Annotated in this window: 11 protein-coding genes and 1 tRNA gene; 7 read left to right on the top strand and 5 right to left on the bottom strand. The window is 60.4% G+C overall.

The genetic code is table 11. The features are described from left to right. Window positions 1–3: 3 nt before the first annotated feature. Genes ACODSC_RS10255 through ACODSC_RS10245 form a run of 3 tightly spaced genes read left to right on the top strand, consistent with a single transcriptional unit; the run spans window position 4 to window position 4,195 of the window. Entirely contained in the window at window positions 4–1,461 is a 1,458-nt protein-coding gene (locus ACODSC_RS10255) for a type I restriction-modification system subunit M (protein WP_488813796.1), read from the top strand. Then, a complete protein-coding gene (locus tag ACODSC_RS10250) occupies window positions 1,458–3,092 on the top strand; it encodes a restriction endonuclease subunit S (RefSeq protein ID WP_488813795.1) in 1,635 nt (544 codons plus the stop codon). Before ACODSC_RS10255 ends, ACODSC_RS10250 begins: the two co-directional genes overlap by 4 nt. Continuing rightward, on the top strand, window positions 3,092–4,195 hold the full coding sequence (locus ACODSC_RS10245; RefSeq protein WP_488813794.1) for an endonuclease NucS domain-containing protein: 1,104 nt from the start codon (window positions 3,092–3,094) through the stop codon (window positions 4,193–4,195). Before ACODSC_RS10250 ends, ACODSC_RS10245 begins: the two co-directional genes overlap by 1 nt. Window positions 4,196–4,517: 322 nt before the next feature. Here ACODSC_RS10245 and ACODSC_RS10240 read toward each other — a convergent pair whose 3' ends face one another. The 3 genes from ACODSC_RS10240 to ACODSC_RS10230 form a co-directional block, all read right to left on the bottom strand. Beyond that, window positions 4,518–5,447, bottom strand: a complete 930-nt coding sequence (locus ACODSC_RS10240) for a hypothetical protein (protein WP_488813793.1) — start codon at window positions 5,445–5,447, stop codon at window positions 4,518–4,520. 133 nt (window positions 5,448–5,580) lie between these two features. Then, entirely contained in the window at window positions 5,581–6,480 is a 900-nt protein-coding gene (locus ACODSC_RS10235) for a hypothetical protein (RefSeq protein ID WP_488813792.1), read from the bottom strand. Window positions 6,481–7,009: 529 nt separating this feature from the next. Then, on the bottom strand, window positions 7,010–7,603 hold the full coding sequence (locus ACODSC_RS10230; RefSeq protein ID WP_488813791.1) for a recombinase family protein: 594 nt from the start codon (window positions 7,601–7,603) through the stop codon (window positions 7,010–7,012). Window positions 7,604–7,791: 188 nt separating this feature from the next. Between ACODSC_RS10230 and ACODSC_RS10225 the strand changes: the two genes are divergently transcribed. Then, the gene (locus ACODSC_RS10225) at window positions 7,792–9,717 is read left to right on the top strand and encodes an ATP-dependent helicase (protein WP_488814061.1); all 1,926 of its coding nucleotides are present in this window, start codon (window positions 7,792–7,794) and stop codon (window positions 9,715–9,717) included. Between the two features lie 20 nt (window positions 9,718–9,737). Here ACODSC_RS10225 and ACODSC_RS10220 read toward each other — a convergent pair whose 3' ends face one another. Further along, complete coding sequence (locus ACODSC_RS10220; RefSeq protein ID WP_488813789.1) at window positions 9,738–11,657, bottom strand: DUF6538 domain-containing protein; 1,920 nt, start codon at window positions 11,655–11,657, stop codon at window positions 9,738–9,740. Between the two features lie 69 nt (window positions 11,658–11,726). After that, window positions 11,727–11,802: transfer RNA gene (locus tag ACODSC_RS10215), tRNA-Ala, on the bottom strand. Window positions 11,803–11,964: 162 nt separating this feature from the next. Between ACODSC_RS10215 and ACODSC_RS10210 the strand changes: the two genes are divergently transcribed. From ACODSC_RS10210 to ACODSC_RS10200, 3 genes are all read left to right on the top strand, one after another. Further along, window positions 11,965–12,270 carry a YggT family protein gene (locus ACODSC_RS10210; protein WP_488813788.1) on the top strand — a complete coding sequence of 102 codons (306 nt, stop codon included), beginning with the start codon at window positions 11,965–11,967 and terminating at the stop codon, window positions 12,268–12,270. A gap of 104 nt (window positions 12,271–12,374) precedes the next feature. Next, window positions 12,375–13,256 (top strand): 3-hydroxybutyryl-CoA dehydrogenase, encoded by an 882-nt coding sequence (locus ACODSC_RS10205; RefSeq protein ID WP_488813786.1) that lies wholly within the window; start codon window positions 12,375–12,377, stop codon window positions 13,254–13,256. Further along, window positions 13,253–13,810 (top strand): phthalate transporter, encoded by a 558-nt coding sequence (locus ACODSC_RS10200; protein ID WP_488813785.1) that lies wholly within the window; start codon window positions 13,253–13,255, stop codon window positions 13,808–13,810. Before ACODSC_RS10205 ends, ACODSC_RS10200 begins: the two co-directional genes overlap by 4 nt.

Below are 13,810 nucleotides of genomic sequence, written 5' to 3'. Positions count from 1 at the left end.
CCCATGTCTCTTCGCAACCTCGTCAAATCCATTCAGGACATCATGCGCAAGGATGTCGGCGTCGATGGTGACGCTCAGCGCGTGGGTCAGCTGTGCTGGATGTTCTTCCTCAAGATCATCGACGATCAAGATCAGGAGCTGGAACTGCTCCGCGACGACTACAGCTCGCCGATCCCGGATCATCTTCGCTGGTCGGCCTGGGCCGCTGATCCTGAGGGGCTGACGGGTGAGGCGCTGATCGATTTCGTCAACGACACCCTGTTCCCGAAACTGAAGACACTGCCGCTTACCGGCCAGCCCGGTGACCGCGCCCGGGTGGTCCGAAACGTCTTCGAGGACGCCTACAACTATATGAAATCCGGGCAACTGCTGCGGCAGGTGGTTAACAAGATCAACGAGGTCGATTTTAACGATCTGGCCGAACGCCAGCATTTCGGTGACGTATATGAGCAGTTGCTGAACGACCTCCAGAACGCCGGTAACTCCGGGGAGTATTACACGCCACGCGCTGTGACCGCCTTCATGGTCGATCGCATCGATCCTAAGCCCGGCGAGATCCTGTTCGACCCCGCTTGCGGAACCGGCGGCTTCCTGACCTGCTCGATACGCCACATGCGAGACCGCTATGTGAAACGCCCTGAGGATGAGCAGGAAATGCAGGGAGCGCTGCGGGCCGTCGAGAAGAAGCCGCTGCCGCATATGCTTGCGACGACCAATATGCTGCTACACGGGGTCGAGGACCCCAGCTTCGTGCGCCACGACAACACCCTTGCGCGGCCCTACATCAGCTACGGACAGTCGGACCGCGTCGACATAGTCCTGACTAACCCGCCCTTCGGCGGCAAGGAAGAGGATGGGATCGAAAGCAATTTTCCCAGGCACTTCCAGACCCGCGAAACCGCAGACCTATTCCTTGCGCTGATAATCCGCCTGTTGAAGCCAGGCGGACGGGCGGCGGTCGTTCTGCCGGATGGCAGCTTGTTCGGCGAGGGCGTGAAGACCCGGCTGAAGGAGGCGCTGATGGAGGAGTGCAACCTCCATACAATCGTTCGCTTGCCCAACAGCGTCTTCCGTCCCTACGCCTCCATCGGCACTAATCTGCTGTTCTTCGAGAAGGGGGAGCCGACTAGCGACATCTGGTTCTTCGAGCATCAGGTCCCTCCGGGCCAGAAAGCCTACTCAATGACTAGGCCGATCCGGCTGGAGCATCTGAAAGGCTGTATCGACTGGTGGGGAGGTGCCGAACGACAGGGTCGTGAGGAGACGCCGCTAGCTTGGAAGATTACCGCCGAGGAGATCAAGGCGCGCGGTTACAATCTCGACGTCAAGAACCCGCATGCCGTAGCCGACGACCTCGGCGACCCGCAAGCGCTCATGGAAGAACTCGCCCGGACCGACGCTGAGACGGCGACCTTGCGCGATCAGTTCAAAGCCATTCTTGCTGAGGCGCTCGCCAGATGAACGCTGAACGTTTGTTGGAGCACTACGAGAAGATCGCAGACACGCCCAACGCGGTTAAACGTCTGCGTCGCTTCGTTCTTGATCTGGCAGTGCGCGGTAAACTCGTGACGCAATACGCCTCCGAGGGAGCTGCGATGGGTTTTAGAGAGCACAACGATCCCGCTGCACCATTCGATCTGCCGACTACCTGGAAGTGGACCGAAATCGGCGATCAGCTAAATCTCCTGAACGGCATGGCCTTCAAACCCACGGATTGGGCGACGGAGGGGCTTCGAATTGTTCGAATCCAGAACCTCAACAATCCAGACGCACCGTTCAACTTCTGCAATCCCGAGATGGTTCGCGAGCGGTCGCTCATCGACACTGGTTCTTTCCTCATCAGTTGGTCGGGGACGCCCGGAACCTCTTTCGGAGCTTTCATCTGGGATCGCGGACCAGCAGTTCTGAATCAGCACATTTTTCGATGTGACTTCAGAACGAAGGCGGTCGTGTCGGCTTTCCTGCGTCTGGCGATCAATGGACGACTCGATGAAATGATCGCAAAGGCGCACGGCGGTGTTGGGCTTCAGCACATCACAAAGGGTAAGCTGGAAGCACTCCTCATACCCCTCCCCCCGCTCGCCGAGCAGCACCGCATCGTGACTAAGGTCGACGAATTGATGGCTCTATGCGACCGACTGGAGGCGGCGCGGGAGCGGCGTGAGCGAGCGCGTGACCGCGCAACTTTGGCAAGCCTCACTCGCCTCAATAGGCCCAATCCGCAAACTTCTCAGGCAGACGCACGCTTCGCCATCGACGCGCTGGCCGCTCTCACCGCCCGTCCCGACCAGATTAAACACATGCGAGAGACCATCCTTGGCCTCGCGGTGCGCGGCAAATTGGTCCCACAGGACCCGACCGATGAACCTGCATCAGCGTTGCTGAAGGAGGTTGAAACCGAGAAGCGGAACCTCGGCGTCAAGCAATTGATCCACCCTGTCGATGAAGGTGAAGCCCCGTTCACGCTGCCGAGGGGCTGGGCATGGACTCGGGTCGGCGAGATCTGTTCAAAAACGGGTTCGGGCAGCACACCCCGAGGGGGCAAGGATGTCTACAAGGAATCTGGCATTCCATTCCTGCGTTCTCAGAACGTCTACAACGAGGGTCTTCGTCTAGACGATGTAGTCTTCATCGATGCGCTAACTCACGAGCGTATGAAGGGCACGCGCGTTCTGCCCGGAGACTTGCTCTTGAACATCACAGGGGGCTCAATGGGACGCTGCGGCGTCGTGCAGGACCCCCTCGGTGAAGCGAACGTGAGCCAGCACGTAGCGATCATCCGCCCGGCAGTTAAAGGCATGAATGAATTTCTTCACCGTCTCGTCATGTCGCCATATCTGCAGGCGTTCATATTCGACGAGCAGACAGGTGCTGGCCGAGGCGGGCTCCCTAAAAATCGAATGGACCGGATCGCTATCGCCCTACCACCGCTTGCTGAGCAACATCGCATTGTCGCGAAGGTCGATGCCCTCATGTCGCTCTGCGGCCGGCTGGAGCGAAAGCTGACAACCGCCGAGACCACTCGCGCCCGCCTTCTCGACGCCCTCCTCCATGATGCGTTGACACCGGCTTTCGCGGCGCGGGCTGCCTGATGCCAATCCGAAACGCGATCTGGACGGTTGGAAGCAGCCCGCTACAGCTTGTGGAAGGCAAGCTACCCAGCGAGCGCGCGCTAGAAGACATGATCGTCTCTGCGCCGCGCATGCTGTCTGACGAGTGGATGCTGATAGGTCGCCAGGAGCGCACCCACTCCGGGGGCTTCATCGACCTGCTCGCCATCGCTCCAGACGGAGCCTTGGTGCTGATCGAACTGAAACGGGACCGCACCCCACGCGAGGTTGTCGCCCAGGCCATCGATTACGCCGTCTGGGTTGAAGGGCTGGACGCTCAGGACATCAATGCCATCTATCGTCGCTTTTCGCCCGGTTGCGATCTCGCAGAGGACTTTCTGGGGATGTTCGGGCAGCCGCTTGACGAGGAAACGCTGAACGACAGCCATCAGATCGTAATCGTAGCCGCCTCGCTCGACGACAGCAGCGAGCGCATCGTCGCCTACCTGAACAAGCGCGACATCGCGATCAACGTGCTGTGCTTCCAGGTCTTCGATCATGGCGACCAGCAGTTGCTGAGCCGCGCCTGGTTGCTCGACCCGGTGCAGACCCAGGTCAGCGCTGCCGCCGCCCCGAAGACGCGCGGCAAGCGCGAGAGCGAGCCGTGGATCGGCGAGTTCTATGCTTCTTACGGTGTCGGCGATAGACGCCGGTCGTGGGAGGAGGCGCGTCGCTACGGTTTCATCAGCGCGGGAGGCGGGTCTTGGTATAGCAACACGCTGAACCTTCTGAATGTCGGCGACAGGGTTTGGGTGAAGTCACCCGGCCACGGCTTCGTTGGTGTTGGCGAGGTTACGGGACGGGCACAGCCGCTGGCGGAGTTCTCGGTTCATACCCCGGACGGAGAACGAGCTGCTGTCGAGATGCTCGCCGAGGGCGATTATCACAGGGCCTTCGTCGATGACCCGGAACGCAGCGACTGGTTTGTTCCGATCCGCTGGATCCACTCCGTGCCTTTGAACGAAGCCGTGAATGAGGTGGGGATGTTCGGCAACCAGAATAGCGTATGCAAGCCCACGACGCCCAAATGGCGGACAACGGTCGAAAGGTTGAGGGAGCGCTGGCCCGAAGTCGGACACCTGTGAGCCCACCCCATTCCGCAAGGATGCATGTCGGCATAGCAGGTATAAGGCTAAGCTGTTTCGGGGCGCGGACTGCACAGAAGACGAACCCTTCGAACAGGCCAAACCTGGGACCACGCCGTTGTCCTTATACCTCACGCCCTTGCGGACGATCAGCTCATTTGCCGAGCTATTCCGTGGGGCTTTACCGCCTAATCGTCGGGGCCATGTCCTTTATGAGGTGCACTATGGTGGCCGTGAAATGGTCAGTGCCGACAAGGTATAAGGGATCGCTTCCCAACCGGTCGGCACTGAAGGCACCGGGGTCCCTATAGGCGCCCCATTTCTACGACTTCTCGTTCCACCGCATCCTGTGCGGCATGAACAGGCGCTCCTTTTGACGGACGATAATCGCGGACGCAGTCGGTTCGTCGAGGCGCGGTGATGAAATCGGGAACACCAACCGATCTCGAACTAGGACGAGGTTGATCAACCCCCATACGCCGTCCTTGGCGAAGCGCTTCTCCAGATCGTCCCGGAGGGTGTCACGGGTCATGAGCGACTCGTCGTGATGATAGAGCCTGAGATCAAGATCTTCGTTCGCCAGCACCTCGACGCAGCGACATACAAGGGCTCGTGCTCTGGCCGCTTCATCGGCGGCATCTCGGCGGGGAAGCGCGCGGGAAAACCGCCAGTCCGGTTCAAGAGAGACGAACCTGCCATCGCGATCCAGATGCCAGTGCATGCGGTGGAAGACATACTTGATCGCCTTCCGCGCAGCGTCTTCAGACACGACCTGATCGAGACCGACGTAGGCTCGGAAGCGTTCTTGTTCGACGGGACTTTCGATCAATCCAGCGCATGTCCGTGCGTCGCGCTCCCACTGCTTCAGGGACACGTCGTAATGCGCCCGGAGAGCGTCGCTGAGCGCGATACAGACCCTTTCCTTTAGTCCTGCCAGGAAGGGTTCAACTTGGCCTTCCTGGGGCACCTGGAGACTCATTTTCCTGATGCTCGTCTTGTTGAGATCATTCCGGATAAGGTCAGTGACCCATTGAGCGATGTGGGCGTTAGCGTAGTCACGCGTCTGCCAGCTGCCGTCGAACTCGAAGGCTCCTGCGAAGACGTCAGCCCATTCGATGTCGAATGTCAGCGGATCGGTGCTGGTCTGGATGATCCGCCAGTCTGTCAGCTGGGTGATGAAGTCTGCAGCCTCGTAGGCAATGGGGGCGGTGATATTGTCCGGCATGGTGATGCTCGGTGTGGGGGTGATCATGGTCGCACTCTCTGAGAGAGGTTTAGGCTTGTCCGGATTGGTCCGGTTGAGGGTTAGATTTGAAAGAGGAAGCGGATCTCGCGAGAAGGACGGAGGCCGAGACATCGAAGTCCAGCCTTCCCCGAGACCATCGTCATGCGGCCAGTTTTTGCGGCTCCAGGCCCGGAGCTAGTGAAAGGCGCTGCTCTTGCATTTCCATCAGTTCCAAAATCCGCCTCTGCAGGGCCTGTGGGAGGTCGAGACCAAGGGACGCCCGTCTACCCTGCAGGGTGGCGTGGACCAGGCCCCATGCCCCTTCGGTCGTTGAAATATCGCGGACCCTCGAATGGAGGAGCTCAACGATTGAGGCGCTGTCCTGCCTCTTCAGCCATGAGGCATCGGTGTTCCGGATTGTCGCGTCCATGAACTTGACCACGAGCTTCCAGGCGACGGCCCTGTCATGGTCTTCATCGCTACCGCGAATGTCGTCGAGCTTGTAGTTTCCCCGGACCTCCATGGAACCGGCGATTTCCTCAATGCGAGGATCGCACCGTTGGAAGACGTATTTGATCGCCTTGTCCAATGTCCTGGGGCTGACGTTCTGGTCCAAGCCCAAATACTCGACGGCATGCGGCACCGAGTTGAGTATCTCGCCCATGTCCGTCGTCACGGCTTGCTGCCACACCTCGATGTCGAAGTGCGCCGTCAACTCATCCCTGATTTGGTTTTTAATCTGTCGGCGGATCTGCTCCAGCGCTTCGGCATCGCCTTGTTTCCGACGCTGCCGAATAACGTAGGGGGAGATCCTGGACGCAAGCTCTATGAGCCGCATTCCAATGATCGCTCGCGCTTGCTCTGCGTAGCCGCGAGCGTTCACACCGTGAAGCATCTCGCTGAACGCCTCACCATGACGGAAGTCGAGATGGTCGCTTCCGTCCGGCGGAAACTGAAGGGACCAGAAACTGGCCTCGAAGACGTGCTTGAAGGCAGCCCACGCAGTGGGGCTGGTGATGGCGGCAGGGAGTGAAGCTCCCGCCCGGGAAACACCTGACATTATGTTTTTCTGAGACTGGTGTTGATCTTGTCCCGAAGGACACCGGACGTGAACCTGAGGCTCATGTCCAGCTGAGGGGTTCCGGAGGCGTCGCAACGCATTGTTTCCGGCAGGACGGCGATCAAGCCATCCACGAACACCGGATACCTTTACAGCGTCTTGCTGTCTATCCCCGGAACTCAAAAAAAGGACGCTGTGACGACCACACGACCGGAGCAAGCCGAAGGCGCAGCGAAGTCGTGAGGGAGGAACTGCGTCCTCGCCGCAGGCGCTTCCTGATTGACGATCGCCAAATCGATCTGCGTTTATTGATTATTCTAGTTTAAATACACCCAAAGAGAACCCTATATATAAGGTTCTTAAAAACGCGGGCGCATGGGCGTGCGGGCGCACGCACGAATACATGAGAGCGCCGCAAAAGTCAAGCAAAATGTCCCAGCTCTTGCCGACAGCGGCGTGAGCCTGCAGGCCGATTTTCGCCTCACAGAGACTCATTTTGTTGAAGGCGACTCTTGCTCCGCCCCGCCCCTCAAGCCCGCTCCACGAGGCTCTCCGGGGCATCCAACAGGGTCGCAGAGCCTTTCACGCGGTAGACGGTCGCACGCCCTACCTTCAAACGCTTCGCTACCTCAGTTGGCCCGACCCCGTCGTCCAACAATCGCCGGATCTCCCCGTCATCCACAGACTTGGGCCGACCGCGATACACTCCGGCCAGCTTCGCCTTTTCGATGCCCTCACGCTGCCGCTCCCGGCGAAGATCAGTTTCGAACTCAGCGAACGCGGCCAGCATGTTCAACATCAGCCTGCCGCTCGAACTCGTCGTGTCGATCGCTCCTTGTTGCAACGCTTTGAAGGCCACGCCTTTCTCAGTCAGTCGGTCGATAATGTTCCTGAGATCGGACATAGAGCGGGCCAGACGATCCAGGCGGGTCACGATAAGTGTGTCACCATCGCGGACGTAATCGAGCGCGGCAGCGAGAGCCACTCGCCCATCCTGAGACGTGCCAGATGCCTTTTCCACAAACAGCCTCTCGCACTTCGCGTCGAGCAGAAGGTCCTCTTGGATCTTCAGATCCTGACCTGCGGAACTCACCCGCGCGTAGCCGCAGATTTTGCCAGTCATCGTCGGTTCGTCTCATATGGTTCTAGACCATACCACAATACCGTCTCAGAAGTCTCCCGCCAATCCTATTGGGACATTTCCCGCCCAATCATGAGACGTCTCGTCGGGGTATACCTTCTGAAACGCGTCACGGCATTGTGCAACCAGGGCGTTCGTCGTAAGCGATCGTGAACTGGGGGAACGAAGATATGCCGTGGGATGATGGATTGCAGGTAGGATCGCCTGCACATGGGATCGCTTCGTCTGCGCATGCGAGAGTCCGGGTGCTTGCCGGGCCGGGCGCAGGCAAGTCGTTTGCGATGAAGAGGCGGATCGCTCGCTTACTCGAAACAGGCGTTTCTCCCCAAGCAATCCTGGCTGTGACATTCACCCGAGTAGCAGCGGACGATCTTCACCGCGAGTTGTCTGGGATGGCGATCCCAGGCGCTGATGCTCTTCGTGGACGGACCGTTCACTCGCTCTGCATGTCCATCTTGATGCGCAACCACGTGCTTCCGACGCTAGGGCGGACTCCTCGTCCACTGAACGAGTTCGAACTTCAACCTCTCCTTGAGGATCTGGGGTCTGCCTTCGGCACGAAGCATGATCGACGTCGGCACATGAGAGCCTATGAGGCGGCATGGGCGAGACTGCAGCATCAGCAGCCAGGACACGTGCAGACGCCACAAGATCTCGCCTTCGAACAAGCGTTGGTCAGATGGCTTCGCCTCCACGAGGCAATGCTGATCGGCGAGATCATTCCCACGACGTATGGCTACCTCTGGAACAATCCAGGATGCCAAGAGAGGACCGAGTTCGGGCACATCTTGATTGACGAGTATCAGGATCTCAATCGCGCCGAGCAGGAAGTGCTTAACCTGTTGGCCGGTCAGGCAGATGTCTGCGTGGTAGGCGACGACGACCAGTCGATTTACAGCTTCAAGCACGCTCACCCTGACGGCGTTAGAAACTGGAGTGTTGTCAACAACGGCCAGGATCACGCAATCGCCGACTGCCGCCGATGCCCAACCACCGTCGTTAGCATGGCGAACAGCTTGATCGCCCACAACGCGCAACGCCAACCTAGGACAATGACGTCATTCGCGGCGAACGGGCCAGGCACGATCGCGATCCGACAATATCTAGACCAAGACGCAGAGGCCGATGCAGTCGCCGCCAAGATCATTCAACTTGTCGGTGCCGGAGTGGCACCAGGTGATATTATCGTTCTGGCTCAGCGGTCCACCTTCGCCACGCCCGTTTTTGATCGATTGAGAGCCGCCCATATCCCCGTAAAGTCGTATTACGCTGAAGCCCCGCTCGACAGCCAAGCAGCACAGCGGTGCTTCGCCCTGCTGAAGTTGGCGCTGAACCCCCAAGATCGGGTAGCACTTAGATGGCTCTTGGGAGAGGGCCATACACGGTGGCGGACAAATGAGTATGTCCGCGTCCTCAACCACTGTGAGCAGGTGGGCATTTCTGCGAACGACGCACTGTCACAAATGTCGCAAGGACTGCTGAGGATCCCGCATACCACTGGCTTAGTTGCACAGTATCGAACGGTCATGGCGGACGTGGCTGCCCTTCAGCTCGTTGGCGCAAACCTCGCAGGGTTCATAGCCGCGTGGATCCCCAACCCTGCACTAGTCCCTCTCCTTCATGAGGTCGCGACCCAGCAGGCAGCAATCGCACTCGACCTTCAGGACTTTTTCAACCTGCTTTCTACGGCAATCAACGAACCCGAGGTGCCTATGGAGGTCGCGGAGGTTCGGGTTATGAGCCTTCACAAGAGCAAGGGGCTGAGTTCGCCATACGTTTTCATTGTCGGATGTATCGAAGGCTTACTTCCGGGAGCGGCGCAGCCAGGCGCGACGCCAGCTGAGATCACCGCGAAACTCGAAGAAGATCGTCGCTTGTTTTATGTCGGTATTACGCGGGTGAAAGCTGACCCTGGGACCGGCCGTCCTGGTTACCTAGCCATAACCAGCCCGCAGACAATGGACCTTGGGACCGCTCGCCAAAGCGGTATCGTTCCGGTCACAAACCGGGGTCGAACAGCGGTGTTGGCTGCTAGCAGGTTCACACGCGAGCTAGGTCCAGCTGCGCCTGCACCTACTGCAGGGCTCCCCCTCTGAGAGCTCGGCAACGGCAAGCGTCAGAGTTCAGGAAACCGCAGACGCGATAGGTCGAGACCGGGGTAGCTGATCTTGTCCACGGCAACCTTTAGCGTCGCGATGTCCACTTTCCCGTATCCGGAATGGGTGTCTTTCGACTCATGCCCAATGATCTCTTCGGACACGTCTTTGCGCACATCGGCTGCGCGAAGGCGAGACGTCGCCGTATGGCGGGTCGAATGGAAGACGAGCTTTCCAGGGTCATCCGGTTCCGGATCGACGATCCGATCGATCACCTTGGAGAAGAACTTTGACGGAGCGTCGCTGTAGTATCCAGAAGCGCTTAAGCGTAGCTCCGGGAAGAGACGATCAGCACCGCGTTCCTTCATTCGCGCTACGAACGCAGGAAGGCCCAGCGTGATCAGTTCGTAATGCAGCGGCACCTTGCGACGCGACGCAGCGGCCTTGACGCTTTGGCCATCCATCTCGTCCCGGACGTGCATATAAAGGATGCCGCCCTCGTTTTTGATGTCGGCGATGGCGAGGCCGCAGGCTTCGTTCAGACGCAAACCCGAGAAGATGCAGATTAAGGGGATCCAGAACCGGTGATCGGAAATGCGCACTGGTCCAGGCTTGTAGAGCGGCTCGAACTTTGGACCCTTGCTTCCGGTAAACATCGGCAGAGCGAACAGGCGCTGAAGCTCAGGGATTGTGAAATCGCGACGTTCGTCCTTGGGGTCCATCTTTCGCGGCTTGCGTGTCGCGATGCCGTTAAACGGATCGACTAGGCCGCTGCCAGCCGTTCGCTGCCATTCGTAGATCGCTCGGAGCGGTGCCAGATACTTCGTGTTGATCGTCTCGGCACCAAGGACTGCGGTGTCTTCTAGCTCAACCGACTTGGCACGCCGGTCTTCAAATGTCGGGAGGTCGCGATACTCCCTGCGCTTCTTCCAGTTTGTCGGATACCGGCCTAAAGCCACGTTGAAGTTCCCGGCGTCCTCTTGGGTGACCTCGCCAATCAGCGGATCTCGCTCACGCCAAGCGATGAATGTCTCCACCGCATTTTCGTAATCCTTGACCCGTTTTGGCTTGAACTTCTCGATCCGCGCGATTTCTGGGATCGCCTCCAGCGCAGCCTCACTCAGCCGTGTCGCAGCCCGACCTTTCAGCATTTTTTGCGCCGGTTCTGCAGGCTGTGCAGCCAGGCTCTCTCTGATGCGGTCGAGCAGAGCGCCTGCTGGATCGTCGTCCAATCGCGGACGCCACTCGGAAGCGTCTCTCGACAAAATCGCATCATGAATTTCACGCTGCGCCCGGATCATCTGCCCCGCTGTCTGCTCGAAGACCGCGCTGAATGGGTCTGCCTCCAGGCCCTCTCGCCGAAACAGGTCAGCGACATATGACTCGGCGACGGAGCCGTCTTCGTTGCGATGGCGGCGATCCGCCCCCTTGAACATCTTGCGATGCGCGGCCTTGCGGAGAGCCTGATCATCGATTTTCGACAAGTAGTAGCCGTCATCGCCGAGCCGTTCGGCCCGATCCTCCGCCGATAGCACCTCGAACTCGGCGGACTCGTGGTCGTCGAGGTATCGGACAACCGTGTCAGCGAAGCCGTCCGGAAGCCGCTTCAAGATGACCCCAGCATGGATCATCGAGTTGGGCATGCTCCGGATGTATTCGTCCTCGTCCAGCTCGGCCTTCAGCCATCGGTCGATCAGGAACTTGATCCGGGCGGGGTCAGGTAGGCTACGCGAACTGGACATCTCGCGGTCAAGATCGCGCCAGAGCCCTTGGGTCAAGAGGGCGGCTAGGGTTGCCCTGCGACGGGCTGTGGACCGCTCCGTCGTGCGCAGCGACCTCCAGAGCTCTCGACGTTTCAGAACCGACCTGAAGCGCTCCGGAACTCGCGTGCGGAAGTAGTAGGTAACACCCCGTCGGAAGACGTTCGTGAGAAGCGACATTGGACCTCGTGTAGCAGCTGTGCGTAGCAGAGCTGACCTACGAGCCTCTAAGCCTGGAACCACCGAGCTTGGTGGAGCCGAGGGGAGTCGAACCCCTGACCTCGTCATTGCGAACGACGCGCTCTACCAACTGAGCTACGGCCCCGTTTCCAGCGTGGGATCGGGTTCACAGGCGAGGCGGACATAGAAGGCGGGCGGGCGTGGTGTCAACGGGCTTGTGCGCGCAATCGGCGCAGGTCGGATACGACCGTTGTCGGACGGGGTGGGAACACGCTAGAAGCCCTGATCCAACAGGAGAGTAAGGTTCATGGGTTACGCCATCGTCTGGCTGATCAACGCCATCATCAGTCTGATGATCTGGTTCATCATCGCCCAGGCCATATTGAGCTGGCTGGTGGCGTTCGACGTCGTCAACTACCGCAACCGTTTCGTCGCTTCGGTGGGCAGCTTCCTGGATCAGGTGACGCGGCCGTTGCTGGAGCCGTTCCGGCGCATCATTCCGAACCTGGGCGGCATCGACATCTCGCCCATCGTGGTCATCCTGCTGCTGCAGTTCATCAGCGTGCTGTTCAACCGCACGGCGGGGCCGGCCCTGGTCCAGTTGCTGGGCTGAGGCGCCACGGCGGACGGGAATCTGAGGGTCGGGGGCCGATCGGGCCTTGCGCCGCGCCGGGACCTTCCTAAGGTGCGCGCCCCGACCACTTTCGACCACGGTTCATGAGCACGATCACCACAGTCGCCATCCTGGGCGCCGGACAAATGGGCGCAGGCATCGCCCATGCGGTGGCCTTGGGGGGCTATTCGGTCCGGCTGTATGACGTCGTCGGCGCCCGGCTGCCCCTGGCGCAGGGCGAGATCGCAGCCAGCCTGTCGCGCCATGTCGCGCGCGGCCTGGTCGATCAGGCCGCCGCCGACGCGGCGCTGGCCCGCATCGCCGTGAGCGACGTGATCGCCGACGCCGTTGACGGCGCCGATCTGGTCATCGAGGCCGCGCTGGAAGACGAGGCCGTCAAGAAGGCCATCTATGCGCAGGTCGTGCCGCACCTGGGGCCGAACACCCTGCTGGCGTCCAACACCTCGTCCATCTCCATCACCCGCCTGGCGTCCTCGACCGACCGGCCGGACCGGTTCATCGGCCTGCACTTCATGAAGCCGGCGCCGGTGATGAAGCTGGTGGAGATCATCCGCGGCATCGCCACCTCGGCCGAAACCCATTCCGCCGCCGTCGCCTTCGCCGAGAGCCTGGGCAAGACCACCACGGACGCCGAGGATTTCCCCGCCTTCATCGTCAACCGCATCCTGGTGCCGATGATGAACGAGGCGATCTTCGCCCTGTACGAAGGCGTCGGCAACGTCGCCTCCATCGACAAGGCGCTGCGCCTGGGCGCCAACCATCCGATGGGGCCGCTGGAGCTGGCGGACTTCATGGGTCTGGACGTGGTCCTCGCCATCATGAACGTGCTGTACGACGGCCTGGCCGACAGCAAATACCGCCCCTGCCCGCTGCTGGTGAAATATGTCGAGGCGGGCTGGCTGGGCAGGAAGAGCGGGCGCGGCTTCTACGACTATTCCGGCGACACGCCGGCGCCGACGCGATGAGCCGGTTCGAGAGCTATTCCGACCTGCCGGGTCAGGCGACGATCGCCGCCCGGCCTGCGCCGCTCTATCCCGTGCTGGCGTCGCTGGCGGGGGCGGCCTGGCCGCCGCTGCTGCTGACGCTGCCCTTCTGGCCGCCGAACGTCATCGCGCCAGGACGCGACATGGACTGGCGGCTGGTGGTTCTGCTGATCGGCCTGGTGGGCGCCCCGCTGGCCCTGTGGCGCATCCTGTCCGAAAGACAGCGCGACGGACGGCCCGGCACCCGGTTGGGCGTGGTCTGGCGCTTCATGATGTACGGCGGCCTGGGCGCGGCCGTGGTGCAGATCCTGGTGGCCCTGGCCATGACCTTCATGGGCTGGTTCGAGGCCGGCGACGTCATGCAGGCGCTGGGCGCGACCGAGACGACCCTGCTGATCTTCGGGGTCGGCGGCCTGCCGATCGCCATGGTCGTGGGGGTCAGCTATGCGCTTTGGGCCGGGCTGTGCGCGGCCTTCATCGCCTTCGAGGCCAAGCCGGCCGTGAAGGACAGACTGGGCCTGATGCCCAAAGGCTGA

It is taken from the genome of Brevundimonas sp. FG128 (genome assembly GCF_057809775.1).
Note: the sequence above shows the minus strand (reverse complement) of the source record. Positions and strands in the feature narration are given on the sequence as shown.